The 26526-nt window shown below is 33.2% G+C and carries 23 protein-coding genes; 20 read left to right on the forward strand and 3 right to left on the reverse strand.

The features are described from left to right. Positions 1 to 65: 65 nt before the first annotated feature. The 3 genes from MST30_RS12610 to MST30_RS12620 are packed head-to-tail and all read left to right on the forward strand — an operon-like array spanning position 66 to position 5220. Positions 66 to 938 (forward strand): ABC transporter ATP-binding protein, encoded by an 873-nt coding sequence (locus tag MST30_RS12610; protein ID WP_243471759.1) that lies wholly within the window; start codon positions 66 to 68, stop codon positions 936 to 938. 2 nt (positions 939 to 940) lie between these two features. Further along, complete coding sequence (locus tag MST30_RS12615; RefSeq protein WP_243471760.1) at positions 941 to 4111, forward strand: M1 family aminopeptidase; 3171 nt, start codon at positions 941 to 943, stop codon at positions 4109 to 4111. Positions 4112 to 4131: 20 nt separating this feature from the next. After that, positions 4132 to 5220, forward strand: a complete 1089-nt coding sequence (locus MST30_RS12620; RefSeq protein WP_243471761.1) for an alpha/beta hydrolase family protein — start codon at positions 4132 to 4134, stop codon at positions 5218 to 5220. Positions 5221 to 5326: 106 nt separating this feature from the next. Here MST30_RS12620 and MST30_RS12625 read toward each other — a convergent pair whose 3' ends face one another. Next, positions 5327 to 7456 carry an MORN motif precursor gene (locus MST30_RS12625; RefSeq protein WP_243471762.1) on the reverse strand — a complete coding sequence of 710 codons (2130 nt, stop codon included), beginning with the start codon at positions 7454 to 7456 and terminating at the stop codon, positions 5327 to 5329. 204 nt (positions 7457 to 7660) lie between these two features. Here MST30_RS12625 and MST30_RS12630 point away from each other — a divergent pair, with 204 nt between their 5' ends. From MST30_RS12630 to MST30_RS12660, 7 genes are all read left to right on the forward strand, one after another. Then, complete coding sequence (locus MST30_RS12630; RefSeq protein WP_243471763.1) at positions 7661 to 8461, forward strand: sulfite exporter TauE/SafE family protein; 801 nt, start codon at positions 7661 to 7663, stop codon at positions 8459 to 8461. Between the two features lie 72 nt (positions 8462 to 8533). Then, positions 8534 to 9949 carry an MBL fold metallo-hydrolase gene (locus tag MST30_RS12635; protein ID WP_243471764.1) on the forward strand — a complete coding sequence of 472 codons (1416 nt, stop codon included), beginning with the start codon at positions 8534 to 8536 and terminating at the stop codon, positions 9947 to 9949. A gap of 142 nt (positions 9950 to 10091) precedes the next feature. Further along, on the forward strand, positions 10092 to 10430 hold the full coding sequence (locus tag MST30_RS12640) for a rhodanese-like domain-containing protein (RefSeq protein ID WP_243471765.1): 339 nt from the start codon (positions 10092 to 10094) through the stop codon (positions 10428 to 10430). A gap of 10 nt (positions 10431 to 10440) precedes the next feature. Further along, positions 10441 to 11469, forward strand: coding sequence for a c-type heme family protein (locus MST30_RS12645; protein ID WP_243471766.1), 1029 nt, complete (start codon positions 10441 to 10443; stop codon positions 11467 to 11469). Between the two features lie 9 nt (positions 11470 to 11478). Then, entirely contained in the window at positions 11479 to 11775 is a 297-nt protein-coding gene (trxA, locus tag MST30_RS12650) for a thioredoxin (protein WP_243471767.1), read from the forward strand. A 258-nt stretch (positions 11776 to 12033) separates the two neighbouring features. After that, a complete protein-coding gene (locus MST30_RS12655) occupies positions 12034 to 13296 on the forward strand; it encodes an NAD(P)/FAD-dependent oxidoreductase (RefSeq protein WP_243471768.1) in 1263 nt (420 codons plus the stop codon). A 140-nt stretch (positions 13297 to 13436) separates the two neighbouring features. Next, entirely contained in the window at positions 13437 to 13583 is a 147-nt protein-coding gene (locus MST30_RS12660) for a hypothetical protein (RefSeq protein WP_243471769.1), read from the forward strand. 138 nt (positions 13584 to 13721) lie between these two features. Here the strand turns inward: MST30_RS12660 and MST30_RS12665 are convergent, their stop codons facing one another. Together MST30_RS12665 and MST30_RS12670 are read right to left on the reverse strand one after the other, a co-directional pair. After that, complete coding sequence (locus MST30_RS12665) at positions 13722 to 15818, reverse strand: TonB-dependent receptor domain-containing protein (RefSeq protein WP_243471770.1); 2097 nt, start codon at positions 15816 to 15818, stop codon at positions 13722 to 13724. A 64-nt stretch (positions 15819 to 15882) separates the two neighbouring features. Then, a complete protein-coding gene (locus MST30_RS12670) occupies positions 15883 to 16344 on the reverse strand; it encodes a hypothetical protein (RefSeq protein WP_243471771.1) in 462 nt (153 codons plus the stop codon). An 88-nt stretch (positions 16345 to 16432) separates the two neighbouring features. Between MST30_RS12670 and MST30_RS12675 the strand changes: the two genes are divergently transcribed. The 10 genes from MST30_RS12675 to MST30_RS12720 all read left to right on the forward strand — a co-directional run bounded on the left by MST30_RS12675 (position 16433) and on the right by MST30_RS12720 (position 26413). Continuing rightward, on the forward strand, positions 16433 to 17155 hold the full coding sequence (locus MST30_RS12675; protein WP_243471772.1) for a peroxiredoxin: 723 nt from the start codon (positions 16433 to 16435) through the stop codon (positions 17153 to 17155). Between the two features lie 99 nt (positions 17156 to 17254). After that, complete coding sequence (locus MST30_RS12680; RefSeq protein WP_243471773.1) at positions 17255 to 18610, forward strand: cytochrome ubiquinol oxidase subunit I; 1356 nt, start codon at positions 17255 to 17257, stop codon at positions 18608 to 18610. A gap of 10 nt (positions 18611 to 18620) precedes the next feature. Beyond that, the gene (gene cydB, locus MST30_RS12685; protein WP_243471774.1) at positions 18621 to 19658 is read left to right on the forward strand and encodes a cytochrome d ubiquinol oxidase subunit II; all 1038 of its coding nucleotides are present in this window, start codon (positions 18621 to 18623) and stop codon (positions 19656 to 19658) included. A gap of 133 nt (positions 19659 to 19791) precedes the next feature. Further along, on the forward strand, positions 19792 to 20403 hold the full coding sequence (locus MST30_RS12690; RefSeq protein ID WP_243471775.1) for a TetR/AcrR family transcriptional regulator: 612 nt from the start codon (positions 19792 to 19794) through the stop codon (positions 20401 to 20403). A gap of 1 nt (position 20404) precedes the next feature. Further along, on the forward strand, positions 20405 to 21655 hold the full coding sequence (locus MST30_RS12695; protein ID WP_243471776.1) for a TolC family protein: 1251 nt from the start codon (positions 20405 to 20407) through the stop codon (positions 21653 to 21655). A gap of 10 nt (positions 21656 to 21665) precedes the next feature. Then, positions 21666 to 22562, forward strand: a complete 897-nt coding sequence (locus MST30_RS12700; RefSeq protein ID WP_243471777.1) for an HlyD family secretion protein — start codon at positions 21666 to 21668, stop codon at positions 22560 to 22562. Continuing rightward, complete coding sequence (locus MST30_RS12705) at positions 22559 to 23461, forward strand: ABC transporter ATP-binding protein (protein WP_243471778.1); 903 nt, start codon at positions 22559 to 22561, stop codon at positions 23459 to 23461. Before MST30_RS12700 ends, MST30_RS12705 begins: the two co-directional genes overlap by 4 nt. Continuing rightward, on the forward strand, positions 23461 to 24189 hold the full coding sequence (locus tag MST30_RS12710) for an ABC transporter ATP-binding protein (RefSeq protein WP_243471779.1): 729 nt from the start codon (positions 23461 to 23463) through the stop codon (positions 24187 to 24189). Before MST30_RS12705 ends, MST30_RS12710 begins: the two co-directional genes overlap by 1 nt. Beyond that, positions 24186 to 25292: an ABC transporter permease gene (locus tag MST30_RS12715; protein ID WP_243471780.1), complete on the forward strand. Its 1107-nt coding sequence runs from the start codon at positions 24186 to 24188 to the stop codon at positions 25290 to 25292. The genes MST30_RS12710 and MST30_RS12715 overlap by 4 nt, the downstream gene beginning before the upstream one ends. Further along, on the forward strand, positions 25292 to 26413 hold the full coding sequence (locus MST30_RS12720) for an ABC transporter permease (RefSeq protein WP_243471781.1): 1122 nt from the start codon (positions 25292 to 25294) through the stop codon (positions 26411 to 26413). Before MST30_RS12715 ends, MST30_RS12720 begins: the two co-directional genes overlap by 1 nt. Positions 26414 to 26526: the final 113 nt, after the last annotated feature.

Below are 26526 nucleotides of genomic sequence, written 5' to 3' on the forward strand. Positions count from 1 at the left end.
ACTAATTCATAGGTTTAACATGTTACTAAAATTTTAAAAACAGCATATACTATAAAACGCATATTATGAATACCTTAAAAATCACCAACCTAAATCTTACATATAAGAATGGTTACAACGCTATTAATGGGATTTCTCTAAACATAAAAAATGGGATGTTTGGTTTGTTGGGTCCAAATGGTGCTGGGAAATCATCATTAATGAAAACCATTGTTGGTTTACAGAAACCATCTTCTGGGACTATAGAATTTAATGATATAGACATTGTTAAGCAAACAAATTATATCAAGAAGAATCTAGGATTTTTACCACAAGATTTTGGAGTGTATCCTAAAGTAAATGCTTATGATTTATTAAATCATATCGCCATTTTAAAAGGAATTAACAATAAAACAGAGCGTCAAAATCAGATTCAATATTTATTGGAAAAGGTGAATCTATGGCATTTTAAAGATAAAGAGGTTCATACGTTTTCGGGTGGAATGAAACAGCGTTTTGGTGTGGCACAAGCTCTATTAGGTAATCCTAAAATAATCATCGTAGACGAACCAACGGCTGGGTTAGACCCTGAAGAGCGTAACCGTTTCAACACACTGCTAAGTGACATTAGTAGAGAGGTTGTTGTGATTTTATCTACTCATTTGGTTGAAGACGTAAAAAACTTATGTTCTGAAATGACTATAATGAATAGAGGTCGAATTCTTAAAACAGGAAAACCTAAAGAATTAATCAAAGAATTAGAAGGTAAAGTTTGGTCAAAATTTATTGAAAATGATGAATTAGAAAGTTACCAATCAAACCTTAAAGTTATTAGTCAACAACTTATAGAGCGTCAACTTCAAATTACAGTTTTTGCAGGTACACAACCTGAAGGGTTTTCACAAGTTGATCCAATACTGGAGCATGTTTACTTTAATGTGCTTTCTCAAAACAACTAATTATGAACGCAATATATCAGTTTCAACTAAAGCATGGAAGTAACCGTTGGGTTTTGGGCTTAACAGGTGTAATACTGTTGTTCATAGGATGGTTTTCAGGATACAAATTCAACCTAACTGTTGGAGAAGGGATCTATCTTAATTCACCTTATACCATAGGCTTTATGGTTGCCTTATTGAGCCTTTCAGTCATATTTTTAGCGATATTGTTCGCGGTAGAAATTCTGTACAAGGAATGGGATGCAAAATTTGATATCATATTGTTCTCTTACCCAGTTTCTCTCAAGACGTATTTAATAGGAAAGTTTTCATTTTTTGCTACCAAAACACTATTGTGCTTTTTCCTATTGATGGTTGGTTTTGTAATTGGTCAAAATTTACGAACTGGCAGTGAAATACAATCAGGATTCAACCTGTGGTCATACATGTATCCTTTCTTGATTTTTGGAGTGTTGAATTGTTTTTTTGTGTGTAGCTTCCTGTCTATGATTGCTTATACCACGCGAAAAAAATTATTGGTTGTTGTCGGTGGTTTATTACTCTATGTACTTTATATGGTGCTGTTAGTGTTTTCTAATTCCCCGTTTATGGCTGGGAGTATGCCACAATCTATAGAGGTACAACAATTATCATCAATTATTGATCCCTTTGGTGTATCTGCTTACTTTTTTGAGGCCAGAAATTTTAGTGTATCAGATAAGAATCAGTTCGTTACGCCATTATTCGGGTTTTTAGCTTTAAACAGAGCTGTGTATCTATTGTTATCACTAGTCTTTTTGTGGATGGCTTATCGTTATTATGCGTTTACCAAAACTGTAAGTAAAAAGGAATTAAAGCCTAAAAAAATAAAAACACCTCATAAAACTAGCATACTACAGAACACTAAAACACCAACATTCAATTTTAATAAAGCATCAGGAGTTAAAGCGATTCTGTCCTTTGCTAAAGTCGATTTAATTTATCTTTTTAAAAGTGTAACGATTGTAGCAGTTTCAATTTTACTGGTGTTTTTTGTAGGAATGGAGATGTATGCTGAAATTGATAAAGGAATTCGTTTACCTGAATACTATGCCAGTTCAGGACGTTTAGCCACTTCCATTTCTCAAAGTTTCCATTTCTTGGGAGCCTTAATACTGGTCTATTTTGTTAATGATTTGTATTGGAGAAGTTCTGCTACTAATTTTTATTTAATCGAACAGAGCACATTTTATTCAAAGGTGAAATTAAAAGGCCACTTTATTTCGGTAAGTGCATTAATTTTGTTCTTTACAGTATTACTTGTCGTATTAGCTCTAGTATTTCAAGTAAGTTACGGCTATTTTCATATCAATTGGCAGGCTTATTTAGGAGTTGTTGTTTTCAATACGCTTCCTCTTATGTTATTGGCTGTTTTTTTAATAATCGTCAATAGCCTTCTAAAACATAAATATGCTGCGCTTGGAGTCTCTATTTTGGTGGTAATCGTTCTTACTACACCATTAATAAAAATGGTGTTGCCTTACCCTTTATTGCATGTCTTTTCTGGATTTAAGGGAGTTTATAGTGATTTAAATGGTTATGGAGTTTACCTTCCAGCGTTTACCTACCGTTTATGTTTTGGAATAGTTCTATTGGGTCTTTTGTGGATGTTACATTCCTATTTAAAAACAAGAGCATGGACAAAATTAAAATTGGGTCTTGTGGTTGTCTTTATTGGATTGGGAATTTTTAGTGGTTCCAAATTTATGAAAGGATATATTCCTAACGACGACGAAACCATAGCTACGGAAGCTGCTAGTTATGAAAAAAAATATCGCCATTATCAAAATATAGCACAGCCAACCATTACTGATGTTGAAACTAAAATAAACTTATATCCCTCTGAAAACGCCTATCAAATTGAAGGAACCTATATTCTGGAAAATTTAGCTGATGAACCCATAGAGAAAATATTGTTAAATTTTCATTCAGATTTAAGGATAGATGAAGCGACATTAAGTGTTCGCGGTGAAAAAATTTCAATTGATCAGTTAGTGTCAGAGATTAAGCTGAATAAGCCTTTAATACCAGGTGAAACAGCGACTCTAGAGTTTAACTTATCGTATAAATGGTATGCTGTTAATGGACATGAATCTTTTAATGCCATCGTTGATAATGGTTCATTTATGAGGATTAGCAATTACTACCCAACTCTAGGCTATCAATCTGATAACGAATTAGAGGATGTACAAAAGCGTGAAAACTATGATTTAGGTGAACCAACAGCTTTAAAACCATTGGAGATGCCAGAGGTTTTTAAAAATGACTTTATTAATCTAGATATGGTGGTGTCTACGGAGGTTGGACACACGCCTATTGGTACAGGAAACCTAAAAAAGTCTTGGACAGAAAAAGATAGGGTTTATAGTCATTACAAAACTAATGATCTTCCATTCCGGTTTGCTGTAGCATCTTCAGAATATAAAAAGAAATCTATAACTCATAAAGGCATCAATATTGAAGTTTTATATGATGAAAAGCATCCAGAGAATGTAGATCGATTATTAAACAATGCGATGTTGAGTTTAGATTATTGTATAGATAATTTTGGTGTTTACCCATTCGAAAAAATGAGCTTTGTTGAAGTTTCATCTTTTACAAGTGGATTTGCGGCTACAGCATATCCAGCCACCATTTTTATGACCGAAAACATGATCTTCCATACTAATATAGATAGTGACCCAAGCAAAGATGTTATAAATGAACTGGCAGGTCATGAACTGTCTCACATTTGGTGGGGAAATAGTTTAATTAATCCTGATGAAAGAGAAGGTGCGTCCATGCTTACGGAATCTTTGGCCATGTATACCGAAATGATGATTTATAAAAAGATATATGGAACTGAACGTATGAAGGAACGCGTTAAAATACACGAGCAGATTTATGATAATGAAAAAGGACTTTATGGAAATTCACCATTGTATAAAGTACCATATGGTGCAACACATATAGCTTACTCAAAAGGAGCTATTGCAATGGTAAAACTATCCGAATTAATAGGTGAAGACAAAGTAAATGAAGCATTAAGACATTTTTTAGCCAATAACAAATACCCAAAAAAACCAACCTCTTTAGACTTACTTGAAGAATTTTACAATGTTGCACCAGATGAGGACACTAAGTCTGAAATTGTGAAGCTGTTTAAGGCAATATGACAAAAAATTGATAATTAAAAATGAAAAAATTATTAACTCTAGCAATAATTAGTTTACTGTGGAATCAGAACATAATAGCTCAAAATGTTGGTGATAATCATCAAAATTTAAGAGAGGTTGACTTAATAATACAGGCAGATAAAATTAAAATTGGAGGTACTCTGACTTTGCCAGCAACTTTTAATACGTCATCTTTAGTAATTATGAGTTCAGGTAGTGGGCCGCAAGATAGGGACGAAACATTAGACGGATTCAAAATATTTAAAGTTATAGCAGACCATTTAGCTACAAAAGGAATTGCATCTTTTCGATATGATGATAGAGGTGTAGGAAGTAGTACAGGAGATTTTGTAAATAGCACAATCGAAGACCATACGAAGGACTTGGAGCATATTATGAGTTATTTTAAATCTTCAGAGAAACATACTTTTAATAAGTTTATATTGTTTGGGCATAGTCAAGGAGGTATACTTTCCTCTAAGGTTGCAGCTGAGAATGAATCTGTAAAAGGTCTAGTTTTAATGGCTACACCAGCAGTGCCTTTGGTAGAGGTGGTATTGTATCAAGTAAGACAAGAGTTTGATCAGACTAATATTTCCAAATCATTAATCGAAGCAGATGTATCTGCACACAACAGGTTAATGAGGGCAATTGAAGATGGTACAGGAATAGAAAAAGCATACCAGTTATTTTGTAACACAACTGAAACTATTTTATATGAAATGAACTCAGAAAGCAAAATAGATTCGACAAAAGTTAAGCAAAAAGCTATTGCCAAAGCAGATGAATTTAAAATTATATATAAACTACCTTCGTTAACATCTTTTCTTTATTATGATCCTGCAAATGATTTTGAAAAACTGACTATTCCTGTATTAAGTCTTTTCGGTGGTCTGGATTATCAAGTTCCCATTCACCAAAATAAGGATAGGATGGAAAATGCCCTTCTTAAATCGCGAACACAATTTAAATTATTAACTTTTGATAAGGCTAATCATTATTTTCAAGAGGCTAAAACAGGTGAACGAAAGGAATATGTCACACTTGAAAAGAATTTTGTTCCTGATTTTTTAAATCAAATTTCAGAGTGGATTCTTAATTCTAAATAGTTTACAATTTAATTCTTAAACTCTTTGATTTAAAATTTATCCTTATCCATTAAAGACTTGTCTAGACTCAAAATTAGTTTCTGTATTGGAAAGGAATTTTTTCACTTTAATAATCCTTAACCTTAGCACCGTTGTTATTAAATACACCATTAACTACATTGCCAGATTTAGCATATTTCATTTTTCCTAAACCATCGATTTTATCATCAACAAAGTAGCCTTTAAAAACAGACGTGTCTACATAGGTGTATTTACCATACCCATTTCTTTTTCCGTTGGTTGAGTAAGCACCAGTGTAAGTACTATTGTTAGTCCAATAGTATGTGCCTAAATGTGCACGATAACCGTTATTAAAAAAGCCAATATAATAATCTCCATTATTATACGTGTATTTACCAAACCCATTACTGCAATCACCTACGCAACTGCCTGAAACTTTATTTGCTTTGTAATCTGTTCCTAGGTTTTTTACAAGTTCTCCGTTTAAGTATTTTCCTATGCTATTTATACTTCCATATTTATCAACAACATAACCATAACCATCTTGTTTGCCATTTTTCCATTGTCCTATGTACGTGTTACCAGATGATGACCAATAATAAAATCCTGTACCTTCGCGTCTGTTGTCATTGTATTCACCATGGTACGAGCCACCATTAGTATAACTAATGTAGGTTACACCATTAAGAGATCCATTACTAAAAGTAGACTCAGTTTCAGATTCTGGTAGTTTTATTTTGCCCCAACCATTTTTACAATCTCCTTCTATACATTGGTAACCAGAAGAACTAGAATTGTCGGGATTAGTATTATTTGAAGTGCTCGTAACTTGAGTTGATGAATTACTATTGGTAGCTGTATTTAATTCATTATTATAATGTTTTCCTTTAAAAACTTTACCCTCTCTAGCAGCATCAAAACCAGAAAGAACATAGGTTGGTTTATCATCAATAAAAATGACTGGGTCACCATTTTTTAGGTATTCAAATCTTGCTTTTTTATAATCGATATGTTTTCCTTTTACAACAATAAAGAAGGTTTCGTTTTCTAAATTTCGATTGTATACAATTGAAGCTGTATCTGTGGTAAAAACACGTATAGGTTTTATTTCCTTATGCTTAATGTTGTTGTAATTATCAATGATGTAAGTAATACCGCTACTTTTATCTATACGATAGTCAATCATGTGTGGACCAATAAAAGAAAACTCTCTTGATTTTACTCTGTTTTGACCATGAATGTAATTGATAAACTTTCCGTCATAAGCATAATTGATATATGGTAAACCTTTGGATAATACTTTTGTTACAGGTATGCGTGTGTCTATGGTATGATCTGCTTCTATAACGTTTGGGACTGAATAGTAGGTTTCTGTAAGACCATCATAAATTACTTTTTCATTAGGTTTCATTCCTTTGCTTATCTCTATATCTTTAGCATGTTTGCCATTAATATATACGGCAGGTAATATTTTACCTTTTTTTAGATTGCTAGACATATAATAATACCCAAATTCTATATTCAAAGGTTTGTTTGTATCACTGTAGTAACGGTTAAACGTTTCAAATACTCTAGGATTTTCTTTACCGGCAGTATAAAATTTACTTTTGTTTCCTTTAAAATCAGTTTCTACAACATAGTCAAAAACATCAGATGCTAGTTCTTCCTTTACTGTATAGCCATTGCGATAATGTATTTTATTTGTATAACCAGCCTTTCCGTCTGCATATATATATTGTGTGGTTACAATAAGTGTATTTCCTGCTTTGTTATAGCTGTAATATCTGGTTTGGTCTAACACACCCTTTTTTTTGTACACCATTTCAGTAACACGGTTTTTGCTATCGTATTTATAGGTTTTTTCATCTCCGTAGGTGTTTTTCTCATAAACTAAGAGGTTTTGAGTGTTAAATTGATAGTTGTATTCTGAACCAGATTTGTATTTATAACGAATAATGTTGCCTCTTGAATCGTATTCAAATTCATCATCGTAATTGTTTCCAGTTATCCTGCCTGAATTGTCATAATAATATCTAGTACCGAAGTTGTAAATAAGATTACCATTTTTATCAAAAATTTTCCCATCTGAAGCGTAAATGTCACCTTTTAAGAAAAAATGCTCTTTTTTGTGTTTAAAACCAAGGGGATTTACCGGAGCGTTGACAAAATCAAAACTTTGACCAGAAATACTTAAACTAAATGTTGCTAAAAAAATAAGGCTTAGTAGGTTTTTCATGACTTAAAGTGTTTATACAAAAGTCAAAAAATTTAATTAGCAAAACCATACGATAAAATGCGTATTTTCAATAATGTATAAAAGTTTGTAAAGAATCTGTAGGCTTTAGCTATTAGTTTGTAGAACAATCATTACTTTGTAACAAAAGTTACTGATATTAGTGAAATAGTCTATTAGCTTTGAGACTTCACTTACTAACTATTTATGGATGTAAATCAAATTTTTGGCTACTTAGGCGCCTTGTTTATTGGAGTTGTTTTAGGACTTATTGGAGGTGGAGGATCAATATTAACGGTTCCTATTTTAGTGTATCTACTTTTTATCAATCCCGTAACTGCAACAGCATACTCACTTTTTGTGGTTGGTGTTTCTTCTTTAGTAGGTGCTATTAGAAATATTCAAAAAGGCTTAGTAGATTTTAGAACAGCCATAGTATTTGCTATACCAGCTTTTATTGCAGTATACACAACAAGAAGGTATTTGGTACCAGCTATACCTGAAGAATTATTTTCAATAGGAGATTTTATAGTAACAAAAAACATAGGTATTATGTTATTCTTTGCTCTTGTAATGCTGGTAGCTTCAATATCTATGATAAGAAATAAACGCGATGATACAGGTGAAACTACTGAAGTCTCTTATAACTATCCTTTAATCATTATAGAAGGCGCTTTAGTTGGTGTTGTAACGGGAATTGTTGGCGCAGGTGGAGGATTCTTAATAATACCTGCATTAGTATTGCTTGCTAAGTTACCGATGAAAAAAGCTGTAGCTACATCTTTGCTTATAATAGCCATTAAATCACTAATCGGGTTTATTGGTGATGTAGAAAACTTAGACATTGACTGGCAATTTCTCTTAATATTCACATCAATATCTGTAATAGGCATATTTTTAGGGATTTATCTCTCGAATTTTATTGAAGGAAAGAAGCTAAAAAAAGGCTTTGGATGGTTTGTATTGATAATGGGTATTTACATTATTTATAAGGAGCTAACAATGTAACTTTTGTTACAGCCCGATTTTAGGAATGTTAGTATCTTAATTGAAATTTATTCACATTAACCAAAAATAATTATGAATATAGAACAGATTTATACAGGGTGTTTGGCACATGCAGCCTACTACATTGAAAGTAAAGGCGAAGCTGCGATTTTTGATCCATTACGAGAAGTACAGCCATACATTAATAGAGCAAAGCTTGACGATGCAAAAATCAAATATATCTTTGAAACACATTTCCATGCAGACTTTGTTTCAGGGCATTTAGATCTTAAAGAAAAAACAGGTGCCAAAATTGTATTTGGTCCAAAAGCAAAGCCAAATTACGATGCTATCGTTGCAGAAGATGGGCAGATTTTTGAAGTTGGTGATTACAAGGTTAAAGTTATTCATACTCCAGGTCATACCATGGAAAGTACAACCTACTTGCTTATAGATGAAAATGGAAAAGAACACGGACTTATAACTGGAGATACTTTGTTTATAGGAGATGTTGGTAGACCAGACTTAGCACAAAAAGTAGTTGCAGAACTTACTCAAGATAAATTAGCGTCTCTATTATACGATTCTTTACGTAATAAAATAATGCCATTGAGCGATGATTTAATTGTGTATCCAAATCATGGAGCAGGATCTGCTTGTGGTAAAAACATGAGTAAAGAAACTACAGATACACTTGGTAATCAGAAGAGAACTAATTATGCACTTCGTGCAGATATGACCAGAGAAGAATTTATAGAAGAACTATTAGAAGGCTTAACCGAGCCACCAGGATATTTTCCACAAAATGTATTAATGAATATTAAAGGATACGAGAGTTTTGATAAAGTCATGGATAAAGCACAAAATCCATTATCACCAAAAGCTTTTGAAGTTGCTGCAAATGAAACCGAAGCTATAGTCCTAGATGTTCGCCATCAATCAGAATTTATTAAAGGACACATACCACGATCTGTATTTATTGGTATTGACGGTAATTTTGCGCCATGGGTAGGAGCATTAATTGTAGATGTTACACAACCTATTTTATTAGTAGCTCCAAAAGGAAGAGAAGAAGAGGTGGTTACCAGATTATCTAGAGTTGGTTTTGATAATGTTATAGGCTACTTAGATGGAGGATTTGAGGCTTGGAAAGATGCCGATATGGAAATAGATACTATTACTTCAATTTCTGCTGAGGAATTTGCAAAGGACTTTGAAGATAAAAAAGATGTTGTTTTTGATGTTAGAAGAGAAGGAGAATATGTTGCTGAACATGTGGATGGAGCTAAGAATACACAATTAGATTATTTAAATAATTACTTAAGTGAATTTCCAGAGGATAAAACATTTTATGTGCACTGTGCAGGTGGTTATCGTTCTGTAATTGCCGCTTCAATACTAAAGAGTAGAGGTATTCATAATTTGGTAGATATAGCTGGAGGTTATGATGCTATTAAGAAAACAGACATACCAAGAACAGACTATGTTTGTCCCTCTACTTTAAAATAGCTCTTAAGTTATAAACAAATAAAAGCATATACTTCAAAACCTAGTGCGGTATATGCTTTTTGTGTAACATAGGTTACGCTATAAAAATAGTTAAACAACTAATTTTATGATGGTTAAAACATTAACAATAAAAATTATTCTTATGTCATTTTTCGCTTCATTATTCGGTTCTAAAGTATCACAAAGCGATACTATAAAACTATTATCACCAGAAGAATTTAAAGAGCAGGTTGAAAATAAAAAGGTTCAGTTAATAGATGTTAGAACACCACCTGAATTTAAAGGAGGCCATATAAAAGGTGCAAAAAACATAGATTTTTTCTCAGGAAAATTCAATGTTGAATTTAACAAGTTAAATAAAGATAAAGCCGTTTATGTATACTGTCGAAGTGGAAGTAGAAGTAGACAAACGTCTAAAAAGTTAGAAGCTATGGGATTTACAGAAATCTATGATTTAAAGGGAGGTATATTAAGATATTAATTAGATTTTTATGAAATACATTGCATTAATACTGTTATCTGTCTTTGTTTTGAGTTGCAACAACTCTAAGAATAAAGATTTATCTGCCTTTGAAAAAAACATGCAAGCCAACAATCATCCAGGTAAAAAACTAATGGAGACCAATTGTTATGTGTGCCATAGCCCAACAGCAAGCCATGATGATAGAATTGCTCCGCCAATGGTAGCTATAAAAAAGCATTACATAGATGATAAAACTACTAAAGAAGAATTTATAGCAGACATGAAGGCATGGATAAAAAATCCAAATGAAACTGATGCCAAAATGAGAGGTGCTGTTAGACGCTTTGGTGTAATGCCAAAGCAAGTTTTTCCTGAGGAGACTATTGAAAAAATAGCGGATTACATGTACGATTTTGAAATCGATCAACCAGAGTGGTTCGAAGATCATTTTAATGAAGAAAAAGGAAAACACAACGGAAATGGGCAAGGTAAAGGAATGGGCAACGGCAAAGGCATGGGACAAGGTAAAGGAAAACATCAGCAACAAGCACAGACCAGTTATGAAGATTTACCTTATGGAGAAAGAGGTTTAAAGTATGCTTTAACCACCAAAGCTGTTTTGGGTAAAAATCTTATGGGTACTATTCAAAAAAAAGGAACTTTAGAAGCCTTGGAATTTTGTAATGTTAGAGCGTATCCATTAACCGATAGTATGGCAGTAGTACACAATGCGTCTATAAAACGTGTGAGTGATAAACCCAGAAATCAAAAGAACAAAGCCAATAATGAAGAGTTAGAATATATAGAAACGTTTAAAAACCTTCTTTCAGAAAAGAAGGAAATCAATCCAATTGTAAAGGAATCTGATAATGATGTTCATGTATATTACCCAATTATAACAAATACAATGTGCTTGCAGTGTCATGGTAAAATAGAGACTAATATTAAGCCAGATATTTTAAAATCACTAACTTTACTATATCCTGAAGATAGAGCGAAAGGCTATTCAGAAAACCAAGTAAGAGGTATGTGGAATGTATCTTTTAAAAAGAATTAAAAGTCAGGTATGAGCAAATTTTCAGAAATTATAAATAAAGACAAGCTCGTTTTAGTTGATTTTTTTGCAGAGTGGTGTGGTCCTTGCAAAATGATGTCTCCTATCCTAAAACAAGTAAAGGATAACCTTGGTAATAGAGTCTCTATAATAAAGATTGATGTTGATAAAAACCAATCTCTAGCAACTAAATATCAGGTAAGAGGTGTGCCAACCTTAATGTTGTTTAAAAATGGAGAGCAAGTATGGAGGCAATCTGGTGTGCTTCAAAAAGACGACCTAATTAATATTATTACCAGTAACGATTAGCCTTAAAGCTAATCGCTGGGTTGATTTTTCTTAAAATCCTCAATTTTTTAAGGACTATATCCTATCTAATTTATTGTTTTAGCAACTCTCTAATTAATGAGTTGTTTTTTTGTTATTGTATTAAAAAAAGGAATCAAAACTTAATGTTTATTTAAATTAATAGGCATTTATGTAACAAAAGTTACATTCTTTAAGTTAAAACAATCTAATTTTAAACAGATTGATAACTAACTAACACTAAATAAACAATTTACATTCATGAAATCTCACTATCAAATTTTAGTAATTGGTGGAGGTACAGGAGGTATAATGACTTCTGCCAACTTATTAGCCAAAGATAAATCTTTAGATATAGGTTTAATAGAGCCAGCTGAGTGGCATTATTATCAACCAGCATGGACACTTGTAGGTGGTGGAACCTATGATTTTGAAAAAACAAAACGACCAATGTCTTCTGTAATGCCAGAAGGTGTTGATTGGATTAAAGATTTTGCAACGGGTTTTAATCCAGAAGGAAATGCAGTATCAACAAAAGAAAGTGGTGATATTACTTATGATTATCTAATTGTTTCTCCAGGACTTGTGATGGATACATCACTCATTGAAGGTTTAACAGAGTCTCTAGGAAAAGGAGTAGTGTGCAGCAACTACACAGATCCAAAGCATACTTGGGAAGTTTTAAGAAACTTTAAAGGTGGTAATGCTGTTTTTACGCAGCCAACAACACCAATTAAATGTGGTGGAGCACCACAGAAAATAGCCTATTTAGCAGCAGATTATTTTAAAAAGAATGGTCTTAAAAATAAGAGCAATGTAGTTTTTGCTACACCTGGCTCTGTAATTTTTGGAGTTAAGGAAATTAGAGAGAGTTTAATGCAAGTGATTAGTAGATATGGCATTCACTTTAAACCATTTTATGCACCAATAAAAATTGATGGAGAAAACCAAATGGTAACCTTTAAAGGTGTTGGTACTGGTGAAAATAAATGTGTGATTAATGAAGATAATGAACTTAGAGAAGTCATGTCTGGTGAACAAATCATTGAGATGCCTTTTGATATGCTTCACTTAGCACCACCACAGACTGCGCCAAAATTTGTAAAAGAGTCTTCTTTAGTAAATGAAGCAGGCTGGTTAGATGTTGACATACATACGCTACAACATAACAAATATCCAAATATATTCGGTTTAGGTGATGTGGCTGCCTTACCAACAGCAAAGACAGGTGCAGCAATACGTAAACAAGTACCTGTAGTTTCTGATAATATACTTCAGTTAATTGCCCATAACAAAAAAGGAAATAAATCCTACAACGGTTATTCATCTTGTCCACTAGTAACGGGTTATGGCAAAATGATTTTAGCCGAGTTTGATTATGATAATAACTTTATTCCAGATCCTAAGTTAAAGCAAATGCTTGTCTTTAATAGCGAAAAAGAGCATTGGAGACTTTGGATGCTTAAAAAATATGGATTGCCATATTTATATTGGAATAAAATGATGAAAGGAAAAGAGGTTTAGTCAATCCCTTAATTTTGATTTAATAGCAACTGAGAGCATCTTAATTATTTAAGATGCTTTTTTATTAACTGACAAATGTCATCTTTATTATTAAACTTAAAACTTACTTTAGCCTTTGTAAACGATAAATAGATTAACCAATGAACAATTCTTTACTAATATACGATCACAGCAATGGTGTTATAATGATTGCAGTGTTTGCTTTAGTTTGCGTCATTTTAGTAGGCGTCCTTGTTAATTTTATGACAAGCGGAAAAAAGAAAAACGACAACAACGAAACTAACTAAACTAATTTAACTTTCATGTTTTGCATGGTTTTTAAACCGTGCGATTATTTAAAATTCATATAGAATTTTGGGCTAAAATAAAGAGGCTCGATTGAAAAAATCGAGCCTCTTTTTTTATTGTATTAAGTCAATAAAATTTTAAAATCTGTACTGTAAAAATGCCGAAAAATTACGTCCAGGTTCTGTAATTGGTACACGACCAAAGTCAGCCTGATTGGTAAATGAAAAATTGAGATGATTATTGTAAGTCTCATCAAAAATATTCAATACAGCGACTCCTAAGGTAAAATTCTTAAAAGCATTTATACCAAAACGAGCATCTAAAGTTTGATAACCATCTGTAGTAGTTTCACCAAAACTTTCAGAAATATCATCTTGTTGAGATACTAAGTTATATTGTAGGTTTGCCCAATACTTCTCTTTTTTAACACCAGCTGAAAATCGTGTTGTAAAAGGGGGTGTAAGCGGTAAGGATTCATTTAAATCTTTGTTTTTTGCATACACATAAGCAAATTCACCTTTTACGAAATAGTCTTTTAGAAAATCTAATTCTGCTTTAATTTCAAAACCTGTTTTATAAGCCTCATCCAAATTTCTAAAAACTTTAGCATGCTGTGGCTGTGCCATTGGCATAAACTTACGGTCTAAGTTTTCATCAACAACAGCAACAATATAATTTTCAAAAAATGAATAGTAAAAAGACGCTTCATACTTAAAAGCATCTAAACCATTTTTTAAAGGTTCATAACCTTTAAAGCCGATTTCAAATTGGTTATTAACTTCAGCATCCAAGTTAGGATTACCAACATACTCATAAGGATCTTGGCCAACAGTGAAGTGATTTATAAAACGCTCTATCATGTTTGCAGAGCGTACACCACGACCATAAGCAGCTTCTATCGTAAATTTGTCTGAAACGATTTTCTTAACAGAAACAGTAGCACTTATATTATGCTCCGTTCGTTTCTCTAAATCATACATAGCTTCAAAATCTGCTTCAGGATCTTTAATGTCTGAAACAACGTTATCATATCTAATACCAGCTGTTAGAATTGTGTTTGGACTAACGCTGTATTTAGCCTCAGTAAAAACACCTAAATCATTGATGTATGAATCTTGCCAAACTTTGTCTGTAAATAGCATTGGCTGTGGTAACAGATTTCCATTCATTACTTTCACTAAACGCTCTCTACTGCCATCTCTGGCAACATTAAGCATATCGATACCAGAAAAAATGTTTAAGCTTTTTGCTGGTTGCCAATGTAACTCTACTTTACCACCTGTTGTTGTAGCATCAACATTAGACGCTGCTTCCATCATATTAAAAGATGGTCTGTTTGTGTTGGTCATTAAATGATCTACATAACTATAGTAAGCCTTTGCATTTACAGATTTAATGACCTTGCCAATATTATCTAGTTTATAGTCTAGCGAGATAATACTACTGTTATCATAATCAGTATCCATTGGTAAGGCAGCATGCAAAACATCTCTACCAAAAGACTGTCTCCAGTGTGCTTGTAAGCGTTGGTTTTCTGTAAAGTTATAGCCAACTTTTACACCATAATCGGTACTTCTAAAAGACGATGGAATTTCGGTGCCATCACCATCTTCATAATTACCAAAATCTCTGTATCCAGCATTCGCTACAATGTCATACTTTTCTTGTATGTATTGTAGTTGAGCCATATTTACAAAAGAATTACCATTGCTTTCATAGCCTCCAGAGATTTTGCCATGTAATCCATAATCTAAATAATTTGGTTTTTCGGTCACCATGTTAACGACTCCACCAAACGTAGCTCCGTATCTAACAGTATATGGACCTTTTATGATTTCAATTTTCGAAATCTCTTCAGGAATAATATGTGTTGTAATTGGATCCATTCGATTTGGACACGCATGCATCGCTTTGGTTCCACCATCATATTGAATATTAAGCTGTTCGTATTGAGAAGCTCTAAACGATGGGTCAATGGCATAGTTACCTCGTTTTATAGAAGAAAATCCAATGATATTATTGAATAAATCTGCTACGTTTTTGGGCTGTACAATATTCTCTACATATTTGTTGGACACTATTGTTAGTACAGGATCGGTATTTTTATTTCCTGTAACTATAACCTCATTTAGTTTTGTTGTTTTTTTATTTAAGGTGTCTTTCTCTGTTTCTTTTTGAGCATAAGACACAGCAGTAAGTAGTACACATAACAGTGCACTATACAATGTTTTCATTTATAGTATAATTATAATCTTTAAAAAAATAAGGGTAGATATTATCTACGTTTAAAAAAGGAAATTATACTCGTGGTGGATGAAACCAATCTACAGTATTCAAAAAAGAATATAAATTGTTATAAGAATTTGGTGATTGTCTTTTAAGCACAAACTCAGCGATCTGCTTAATATCTTCTTTAGGATAAGAAACTAACATAAGCTCTTTAAAATCTACAATACTTTCTGGTGTTTTCTCATTGCTGTCTTGAGATTCTGCTACCTTTTTAAGGTGACATTTACCGTTACATTGTAACTCTGGTTTGTCCTTATTTTCACAAAGCGCTTCTATAAACCCAACAGGATCAAGTTTATAGTAAGCATAGGTAATAGACACTCTTAGACTATTAGATAGAATAAGAAGTGAAAGCAATATAGAAAGAATGTAAGTGCCTATTTTCATGCTTTGCAAAAGTATGCTTATTGTAAAATTATCATACTGACTTTCGTCATAAATTTCACAAAATATCATGATAAAGTTCCTCATTAGATTTTACTCTTAAAGTAACATTCGTTACATAGCTTTAGACTATTGTTTTTTAATTTTGAATAAATTATTTAAATAACAATTTATCATGAATACAACAGAAACATCACAAGAACAACAAACATTTTCAATGCCAAGAATAGGTGATAAAGCACCAGAATTTAAAGCTGTTACTACTCAAGGGGAGATTAATTTCCCATCAGATTATAAAGGTAGCTGGACAATTTTATTTAGCCATCCAGCAGATTTTACACCAGTTTGTACATCTGAGTTTATGACGTTTGCTCATCTTGAAGAAAAGTTTAATAAAGCGAATTGTAAATTAGTTGGTTTGTCTGTTGATGGATTGTACAGCCATATTGCATGGTTAAGAACCATAAAAGACAAAATTGAGTTCAATGGGATGAAAGATATTGAAGTGAAATTCCCATTAATTGAAGACATTACGATGAATGTGGCTAAAAAATACGGTATGATTCAACCAGGTGAACATCAGACCCAAGCAGTTAGAGCTGTATTCTTTATTGATCCAAACAGTACAGTTAGAGCTATTATATATTACCCTTTGAGTTTAGGTAGAAATTTTGACGAAATTTATAGAGCATTAATCGCAATGCAAACCTCTGATAAGTTTAACGTGGCAACACCAGCAGATTGGGAACCAGGTAAAGATGTGATTATTTCACCAGCTGGTTCTTGTGGTGTGGCTGAAGAGCGTATGACCAATACTGATGACTTAGAATGTAAAGATTGGTTTTTCTGTACTAAAAAATTAGATAAGGAGACTGTTTTAAAAGAAGTATTAAAATAATGAAAGAAGAAATAGGGTTTCCAATTTGGAAACCCTATTTTGTAATATAGGTTACAGAAGTAATTTTGTATCATCTATATCTTTGAAAAAACTTTTCATATGGATACCGAAATCCTTGCCAGAATCCAATTTGCCTTCACAGTAGCATTTCACTATATCTATCCGCCTTTAAGTATTGGCATAGGATTAATCATGGTGATTTTTGAAGGTTTATATCTGAAAACAGGTAAAAAACAGTATGAAATTTTAACGCGTTTTTGGTTGAAAATTTTCGCCATAACTTTTGGTATTGGTGTTGCAACCGGAATCATCATGGAGTTTGAATTTGGTACCAATTGGTCTGTATATTCAAAATATGTAGGAGACATTTTCGGTAGTGCTTTAGCCGCTGAAGGTTTATTTGCTTTCGGTCTCGAAAGTACCTTTCTGGGGATTTTAATTTTCGGTTGGAATCGTGTGTCACCAAAAGTACATTTCATTTCAACTATAGGTGTATTTCTGGGATCTATGTTCTCTGCGGTTTGGATTGTGGTAGCTAACAGCTGGCAACAAACACCAGCTGGATATCATATTGTTGGCGAAGGATTAACTGCTAGGGCAGAAGTCACTGATTTTTGGGCTATGGTCTTTAATCCATCAAGTGTAGATCGTATTATCCATGTATGGCAAGGAGCATTTTTAGCTGGTGCTTTTATGGTATTGAGTGTGCATGCGTATTATTTATTGAAGGGTCGTTATGTAGAAATTTCAAAAAAAGCCTTCAAAATCTCATTGTTGGTTGCAACAATTATCTCACTAACACAATTAGTTTCAGGGCATAGTTCTGCAGATGGTGTAGCCGTTAATCAACCAGCCAAATTAGCAGCTATGGAAGGGCATTATGATGAATCTTCAGCCGCTGATTTGTATTTATTTGGTTGGGTAGATGACAAATCGCAAAAAGTTACTGGAATAGGTATTCCTGGTGGTTTGTCATTCTTGGTACATCAGGATTTTGAAGAGCCAATACAAGGTTTAAATGCGTTTCCAAAGGATGAAATCCCAACACAAGTTAATGCGGTATTTCAGTTTTATCATATCATGATTTCCATTGGTATGTTTTTAATTGGATTAACCCTTTATGCATCTTACTTATGGTGGAGAGGAAAATTGTTCGATAAAAAATGGTTACTTAAAATATTTGCATTTTCGGTATTATTACCTCAAATAGCCAATCAAGTAGGTTGGTTTGCTGCCGAAATGGGTAGACAACCTTGGGTGGTTTATGGTCACTTAAAAACAAGTGACGCCTTTTCTCAAGAAGTTTCCTCGAATCAAATATTATTCTCTTTAATCTTGTTCTTAGTGGTATATGCAATATTGTTTTTACTGTTCCTTTATTCTTTAAATAAAAAGATAAAACACGGACCGTATAACGAAGCAGAAAACCCAGACGAATTTTTAAAATACACTTAATAGCAGTACTATGGAAACATTTTTAGGTATAGATTATCCAACATTATGGTATTTAGTTGTAGGGTTATTGTTTTCGGGTTACGCCATTTTAGAAGGTTTTGATTATGGTGCTGGTGCATGGCATTTGTTCTTAAGAAAAGACTTAAGTAGACGTATTGCCATTAATGCTATTGGTCCGCTTTGGGATGCCAACCAAGTATGGTTAATTATTGGTGGAGGAGCATTGTTTGCTGGATTTCCAGTAATGTATGCTACCATGTTGTCGGCAATGTATATTCCATTTATGTTGTTTTTAATGCTATTGGTGTTGCGCTCTGCAGCGATAAAATTTAGAAGTGCAGAAGAAATGAAATGGTGGCGAAAAACCTGGGATATTATCTATTTTGTGTCCAATACCTTAATTGGATTTCTTCTAGGTGTTGTTTTGGGTAATGTGTTACAAGGCTTTGAGCTTCATGAAAATTTTGAATATAAAGGAGGCATTTTCTTTTCGTTTTTAAATCCTTATGCATTAATGGTAGGGCTAACAACTTTATCTATTTTTATGACACAAGGTGCGATTTTTCTACTATTAAAAACTGAAGGTAGACTGCACGACAGATTATCATTTTTACTTAAAAAAGGTATGATATTCTTTATTATAAGTTTTGCCATTACGTCATTATACACTTTAACATTTCTGCATGGAGTAACCGATAAATTTAAAGAACAACCTGTATTTTTTGCTTTGCCCATTTTGGCGTTCTTAGCTGTAGCAAATGTGCCAAGGTTAGTCTCTAAGAAGAAATATTCGCATGCCTTAATATTTTCATCATTGATTATGGCATTTTTATTAATGTTGGTGGCATTTCAGTTATATCCAGTTTTGTTACCTTCTACAATTAGTCCTGAGTATAGTGTTACTATTTATAATGCAGCTTCTTCGCAGAAATCTTTAGGCATTATGTTAACCATTGTGCTAATCGGAGCTCCACTTTTAGCATTCTACTTCTTGTTTTTATATAAAACATTTCATGGTAAAGTAAAGTTAGACGACACCAGTTATTAATTAAAAAAAGAGTTTTCTTATCAATTTCTCTTTTTAAAAAGGTACTAATTAATAGTTAATTTTTTACAATTAAGATATTGATGTTCAAATTTTTGTACTTTTGTTAACCAAATAGTTAAACCAATTAGTTAAAATGACCAAAAAAGAGCAAAATATAGAAGAGCGTATTCTAAAAGCTGCGGAACAAATTTTTCATAAAAAAGGAATGGATGGAGCTCGTATGCAAGAAATAGCTGACGAGGCTGAAATAAACAAAGCAATGCTACATTATTACTTTAGAAGTAAGCAATTACTTTTTGAAGCGGTGTTTATAAAAGCGTTTTCCATGTTGGCACCTCGATTAAATAAAATCCTCAACGATGAATCATCGATTGAAGATAAAGTCAGAAATTTTTCTTTCAACTACATTTCTTTTATAAGTGAGCATCCTTATCTGCCTAATTTCATTATCCAAGAATTAAATAAAAACCCAGATTTCTTTTTGTCGCTTAAAAGCAAACAAGAGTTTCCAAAGTTAGATGGGTTTAAAAAACAGTTAGAAGAAGAAATTGATAAAGGCCTTTTTAAGCCAATTAAAGCTGAACAGCTTTTTATAAACATTATTTCTTTAAATGCATTTCCGTTTATAGGAGAATCTTTAATTAAAGGTATCGCTAATATAGATGACGATAATTACAACAAACTTATTGAGGAACGTAAAACCCAAGTTGCAGATTTTATCATAGATGCCATTAAAATAAATTAACATGAAGAAAATCATCTTATTTATAGCAATAATAATCAGTATTTCAGCTTTAGGGCAACAAAGCATAACGTTAGACGAGTGCTATAGTTTATTGGAAACCAATTATCCATTAATCAATCAACGACAATTGTTAGCAAAACAAAACCAATTGGATACTGAAGCCATAAATAATAGTAAGTTGCCTCAGTTTAATTTAGAAGCTCAAGCCACCTATCAATCTGATGTTACCGAAGTACCTCTACAAAATTCACCTATAAAACCTTTAAATAAAGATCAATATCGTGCAACATTTTCGGTTAATCAACTGATCTATAATGGAGGTTTAACAGATGCTTCGTTAAAGGTGAAAATGGCTCAGTTAAAAAGCAATCAAAAACAGATTGACGTTAGCATTCATCAACTAAAACAACAAATCAACCAGTTGTATTTCTCCATCCTTTTGGCGCAGGAAACCTACAGTTTATTAGAAGCCAAAAAAAACCAACTATTGACAAAATTGGACGAGGTTAGATCTGGCATAAGATATGGCGTGTTGTTACCTGCTTCAGATAGTGTTTTAGAAACCGAAATGCTTAAAATAGAACAGCAATTCATAGAGGTTGAAAGTACAAAACTGGCCTTAATTGAATCGTTATCAACTTTAATAGGGCAAAATTTAAACGAAGATACTGAGTTTGAAAAACCAATGATAGAGAACCAATTTCAAGCAGATATAAATAGACCAGAACTGGATTTGTTTCAATATAAAAAAGAAGAAATTGAAAGCTCTGAGAATCTTATTTCCAAACAGAATTTACCAAAATTAAATGGTTTTACAACAGGAGGTTATGGTAATCCTGGGTTGAATATGTTAGACAATTCATTTCAACCATTTTACATATTTGGAGTAAAATTGAATTGGAACGTTTTTGATTGGAATAGTAACAAAAAGAAACGTGAAGCTTTGTCGGTAAACAAAGAGATTATTGATAACCAAACCGAAATTTTTAAACTCAACACTAGTATAGAACTCAACCGACAAGAAAAAGATATCAATAAACTATCAGCATTCATCCAATCGGATTTAAAGATTATCGAACTCCAAAAAAAAGTGTTAAAAACAGCCGATTCGCAACTTAAAAATGGAGTGATTACATCATCAGCTTACATGACTGAGTTCACCAATTTATTGGAAGCAGAAAACACATTGGTAAAGCATAAAACTCAATTAGAATTGGCAAAGGCTAATTACAATATTACTAAAGGACAATAAAATTTTTATGATGAAATATTACAAACATATTTTAGGATTATACACCATTATGTTCAGTTTGGTTTCCTGCGGAGATTCCAACGGAAAAGCTGATGGTTATGGCAATTTTGAAGCGACAGAAATCACTATTTCTGCGGAAAACAATGGCAAACTCATGCAGTTTAATGTGGATGAAGGCGATGTGCTAAAAAAGGAACAATTGGTTGGTTATATTGACACGATTCCGTTGTCTCTCAAGAAAGACCAATTATTGATTTCCAAAGATGTGATTGCATCCAAATCCAAAGGCGTGTTGTCGCAAATTAGTGTACTAAATGCCAAATTAAAAACAGCCAAAACCAACAAAACCAGAGTTGAAAACCTGATTAAAGATAATGCGGCAACCCAAAAACAGTTGGATGATGTTAATGGTGAGATTGATGTGATAAAAAACCAAATAAGAAGTGTGGAAATCCAAAATGCACCTGTGGTTAACGAGCTAAAAAACATTGATGTGCAATTGCAGCAACTAGACGACCAAATTCAAAAAAGCAAAATCGTAAACCCAGTAAACGGAACGGTTTTAACCAAATATGCCGAACCAAACGAAGTCACTGCTTTTGGTAAACCATTATACAAAATAGCCGATTTAAGCACCATGCAATTACGCGTGTATGTTAGTGAAACGCAATTGCCAAATCTTAAAATAGGCCAGAATGTAACGGTTAAAATTGATGATAAAGATGATATGAAATCCTACGATGGTACGATTAGTTGGATTGCTTCAGAAGCTGAATTCACACCAAAAATCATTCAAACTAAAGAAGAACGCGTCGCGTTGGTGTATGCCGTAAAAATTGATGTAAAAAACGATGGCAGCCTTAAAATTGGCATGCCAGCCGAAATGTGGCTAAACAACCCAGAATGAGCATAACCGTTAACAACATATCAAAATCGTATAAAAACGTTAAGGCATTACAAAACATTTCCTTTGATATCAATGAAGGCGAATTGTTTGGATTGATTGGTCCTGATGGCGCAGGAAAAACCACGCTTTTTAGGATTCTCACCACCTTGCTTTTTGCTGATGAAGGCACTGCAACTGTTGCTAATTTTGATGTGGTTAAAGATTATAAAAACATCCGGAAAAATGTGGGTTATATGCCAGGGAAATTCTCGTTGTACCAAGATTTAACCGTTGAAGAAAACCTAAATTTCTTCGCCACTATTTTTGGCACAACCATCGAGGAAAACTACGAGTTGGTCAAGGATATTTATGTTCAAATAGAGCCTTTTAAAACCCGACGAGCAGGCAAACTGTCTGGTGGTATGAAACAAAAATTGGCATTGAGTTGTGCGCTCATTCACAAACCAAAAGTTTTGTTTTTAGATGAACCTACAACTGGTGTAGATCCTGTTTCTAGAAAGGAATTTTGGGATATGCTTAAACGCTTACAAAAAAAAGGAATTACCATTTTGGTATCGACACCTTACATGGACGAAGCGGCTTTATGCGATAGAATTGCGCTAATTCAAGATGGTGAAATTTTAGAAATTGACACACCAAAAGCCATCGTTAAACATTTTCCTAAGCAAATTTACAATGTAAAAACCAATAGCATGTATTCACTTATGGAAGCGCTTAATACTTACCAGCATACACACAGTGCTTATCCTTTTGGCGAATTTGTGCATTACACAGATTCTAGAACCGATTTTGATACCAATGAATTGAAGCAATATTTAGTATCCAAAAACCTATCTGAAATACATATTGAAAAGACGCAACCAACCATTGAGGATACCTTTATGGAATTAGCCAAATAATGAAAAACGTCAACGTCATACAAGCCGAAAACCTCACCAAAATGTTTGGTGATTTTACTGCTGTAAATGCTATTTCCTTTGATGTGAAAAAAGGTGAGATTTTTGGTTTTTTAGGAGCTAATGGCGCAGGAAAAACAACTGCCATGAAAATGCTGATTGGTATTTCTAAACCTACATCTGGCGAGGCCAATGTTGCAGGTTTTGATGTATTTCACGATAGAGAAAAAATCAAAAAAAATATTGGCTACATGAGCCAGAAATTTGCGTTGTACGACGATTTAACGGTTAAGGAAAATATCACGTTTTTTGGTGGTATTTATGGTTTGAGTCGAGCAGATATCAAAAAGAAATCCAAAGACATGATAGAGGAATTAGGCTTAACCGAAGTTACCAATACAAAAGTGGGTTCGTTGCCATTGGGTTGGAAGCAAAAGATTGCGTTTTCGGTGGCTATGATTCACAATCCAAAAATTGTGTTTTTAGATGAGCCAACAGGTGGTGTCGACCCAATTACAAGACGTCAGTTTTGGGAACTCATCTACAAAGCTGCACACAATGGTACAACCATTTTTGTGACCACGCATTACATGGACGAAGCCGAATATTGCGACCGTGTTTCCATCATGGTAAACGGAAAAATTGAAGCCTTGGACACACCCAAAAATCTCAAATCGATGTTTAAGGCAGAAAGCATGAACGATGTATTTTTAAAATTGGCGCGCAAATGAAACGATTCATCGGTTTTATAAAAAAGGAATTTTATCACATTTTCAGGGACAGACGCTCGTTGTTCATCCTTTTTGGTATGCCTATTGCCCAGATTTTGTTGTTTGGTTTTGCCATTACCAACGAAATCAACAATGTGGATATCGCCATTTTGGATCATTCAAAAGATGCCACCACTCAGGAAATCATCAATAAAATTTCAGCTTCTAAATATTTCAGCATCAAACAAATCATCGATAGAGAAGCTGATATCGAATCGGTTTTTAAGAAGGGAAAAGTCAAGGCTATTTTAAATTTTGAACAAGATTTTAGCCAAAACCTCATCAAAGACCATAATGCAACTGTACAAGTAATCACAGATGCCACAGACCCAAACACAGCAAACACCATTAGCAATTACATTAATGCCATTTTACAGAATTACTTGCAGCAACAGAACAAGCATATTAAAATAGCATATCAAATTATTCCGGAAACCAAGCTTCTGTTCAACCCAGAGCTTAAAAGCGTGTACATGTTTGTTCCTGGTGTAATGACAGTTATTTTAATGTTGGTTTCCGCAATGATGACGTCTATTTCCATCACGCGCGAAAAAGAATTAGGTACAATGGAAGTATTACTGGTGTCACCTTTAAAACCATTCCAGGTCATTATTGGTAAGGTAGTGCCTTACATATTTTTATCTATTATCAATGCAACCATTATTATTTTATTAAGTCTTTTTGTGTTTAAAATGCCTGTTCAAGGCAGCTTGATTTTATTAGGATTGGAAAGTGTGTTGTTCATCATCACATCACTTGCGTTGGGCATTTTAATTTCAACAATTTCAGCTTCACAGCAAACCGCTATGATGATTTCTTTAATGGGACTCATGCTGCCAACCATCTTACTTTCTGGGTTTATTTTTCCTATTTCCAGCATGCCATTTCCATTACAAGTTATTAGCAATATTGTACCTGCGAAATGGTTTATCATTATTGTTAAGGGCATTATGCTAAAAGGTGTTGGATTGGGATTTATTTTGAAGGAAAATTTAATACTGATAGCTATGACGCTATTTTTTATAGGACTGAGTGTGAAGAAATATAAAATTAGACTGGAATAATGAAGACGATTGCATTCATCATACAAAAGGAGTTCAAGCAAATCTTTAGAAATAAAGGCATGTTACCAATTATTTTTGTGATGCCTTTTATACAGCTTATTATTCTATCTAATGCAGCGACTTTTGAGATAAAAAACATCAAATTTGCTTATATCGATCACGATCACACTTCAACATCAAGAGCATTGGTTGAAAAATTTGAAGCTTCTAAATACTTCAACGTAGAAACCGATTATCCTTCAGAAGAACTCGCCAGTGCTGCCATGTTAAAAGGTGATGTAGACGTGATTTTGGAAATTCCACGTTTTTTTGAACGCGATTTTCAAAAGGAACAAAGCGCAAAACTAGGTGTCACTATTAACGCGATTGATGGTGCTGCAGCTGGAGTGGAAAATGTATATGTGACACAAATTGTAAGGGATTTTAATAAGAAATTAAAAATTAATGCGATGCAGTTTTCGCAAAATCAACTGCAGCCTATTAACATCACGAGCATCCCATCGTTTTGGTACAACGAAACCTTAAATTACAAAACCTACATGGTTCCTGGTATTTTGGTGTTGCTTGTAACCATGATTACTCTATTCCTTTCAGGAATGAACATTGTACGCGAAAAGGAAATTGGCACTTTAGAGCAAATTAACGTGACACCAATTAAAAAAAGCCAGTTTATCATTGGCAAACTCTTTCCGTTTTGGGTATTAGGATTGGTTTTGTTGACCGTTGGACTAACCATTGCAAAATTGATTTTTAATGTACCAATCATAGGTAATCTATTTTTAATGTATTTCTACACAACTATTTATATTTTAGTGGTTCTGGGCATTGGTTTGTTTATTTCCAACTTTACAGAAACCCAACAACAAGCTATGTTTATTGCTTGGTTTTTCATGGTAATCTTTATTCTAATGAGTGGCTTGTTTACACCTATTGAGAGCATGCCAAAATGGGCACAAACCATTACAGATTTTAACCCAATAAAATACTTTGTAGAAGTGATGCGCATGGTGATGCTAAAAGGTTCTAATCTGCATGATATTTTACCACAACTATCCAAAACAGCTTTGTATGCTTTTATTATGAATGGATTGGCTGTTTGGAGCTATAAAAAAACCTCATAATTTGTTATTGTAATACAGGTTATTATAAAAGTAATTTTTATACAAAACATTTCATGGTTAAGTAAAGTTAGATGACACCAGTTATTAAGGTATGAGCAATAACTGTTTTCATG

The sequence above is a fragment of the Winogradskyella sp. MH6 genome (assembly GCF_022810765.1).
In the GTDB taxonomy this organism is placed as follows: domain Bacteria; phylum Bacteroidota; class Bacteroidia; order Flavobacteriales; family Flavobacteriaceae; genus Winogradskyella.

Bases quoted from the DNA above. Each gene is read 5' to 3' on its own strand.
- MST30_RS12610 (WP_243471759.1), top strand. From the start codon at position 66: ATGAATACCTTAAAAATCACCAACCTAAATCTTACATATAAGAATGGT.
- MST30_RS12615 (WP_243471760.1), top strand. From the start codon at position 941: ATGAACGCAATATATCAGTTTCAACTAAAGCATGGAAGTAACCGTTGG.
- MST30_RS12620 (WP_243471761.1), top strand. From the start codon at position 4,132: ATGAAAAAATTATTAACTCTAGCAATAATTAGTTTACTGTGGAATCAG.
- MST30_RS12625 (WP_243471762.1), bottom strand. From the start codon at position 7,456: ATGAAAAACCTACTAAGCCTTATTTTTTTAGCAACATTTAGTTTAAGT.
- MST30_RS12630 (WP_243471763.1), top strand. From the start codon at position 7,661: ATGGATGTAAATCAAATTTTTGGCTACTTAGGCGCCTTGTTTATTGGA.
- MST30_RS12635 (WP_243471764.1), top strand. From the start codon at position 8,534: ATGAATATAGAACAGATTTATACAGGGTGTTTGGCACATGCAGCCTAC.
- MST30_RS12640 (WP_243471765.1), top strand. From the start codon at position 10,092: ATGTCATTTTTCGCTTCATTATTCGGTTCTAAAGTATCACAAAGCGAT.
- MST30_RS12645 (WP_243471766.1), top strand. From the start codon at position 10,441: ATGAAATACATTGCATTAATACTGTTATCTGTCTTTGTTTTGAGTTGC.
- trxA (WP_243471767.1), top strand. From the start codon at position 11,479: ATGAGCAAATTTTCAGAAATTATAAATAAAGACAAGCTCGTTTTAGTT.
- MST30_RS12655 (WP_243471768.1), top strand. From the start codon at position 12,034: ATGAAATCTCACTATCAAATTTTAGTAATTGGTGGAGGTACAGGAGGT.
- MST30_RS12660 (WP_243471769.1), top strand. From the start codon at position 13,437: ATGAACAATTCTTTACTAATATACGATCACAGCAATGGTGTTATAATG.
- MST30_RS12665 (WP_243471770.1), bottom strand. From the start codon at position 15,818: ATGAAAACATTGTATAGTGCACTGTTATGTGTACTACTTACTGCTGTG.
- MST30_RS12670 (WP_243471771.1), bottom strand. From the start codon at position 16,344: ATGAGGAACTTTATCATGATATTTTGTGAAATTTATGACGAAAGTCAG.
- MST30_RS12675 (WP_243471772.1), top strand. From the start codon at position 16,433: ATGAATACAACAGAAACATCACAAGAACAACAAACATTTTCAATGCCA.
- MST30_RS12680 (WP_243471773.1), top strand. From the start codon at position 17,255: ATGGATACCGAAATCCTTGCCAGAATCCAATTTGCCTTCACAGTAGCA.
- cydB (WP_243471774.1), top strand. From the start codon at position 18,621: ATGGAAACATTTTTAGGTATAGATTATCCAACATTATGGTATTTAGTT.
- MST30_RS12690 (WP_243471775.1), top strand. From the start codon at position 19,792: ATGACCAAAAAAGAGCAAAATATAGAAGAGCGTATTCTAAAAGCTGCG.
- MST30_RS12695 (WP_243471776.1), top strand. From the start codon at position 20,405: ATGAAGAAAATCATCTTATTTATAGCAATAATAATCAGTATTTCAGCT.
- MST30_RS12700 (WP_243471777.1), top strand. From the start codon at position 21,666: ATGAAATATTACAAACATATTTTAGGATTATACACCATTATGTTCAGT.
- MST30_RS12705 (WP_243471778.1), top strand. From the start codon at position 22,559: ATGAGCATAACCGTTAACAACATATCAAAATCGTATAAAAACGTTAAG.
- MST30_RS12710 (WP_243471779.1), top strand. From the start codon at position 23,461: ATGAAAAACGTCAACGTCATACAAGCCGAAAACCTCACCAAAATGTTT.
- MST30_RS12715 (WP_243471780.1), top strand. From the start codon at position 24,186: ATGAAACGATTCATCGGTTTTATAAAAAAGGAATTTTATCACATTTTC.
- MST30_RS12720 (WP_243471781.1), top strand. From the start codon at position 25,292: ATGAAGACGATTGCATTCATCATACAAAAGGAGTTCAAGCAAATCTTT.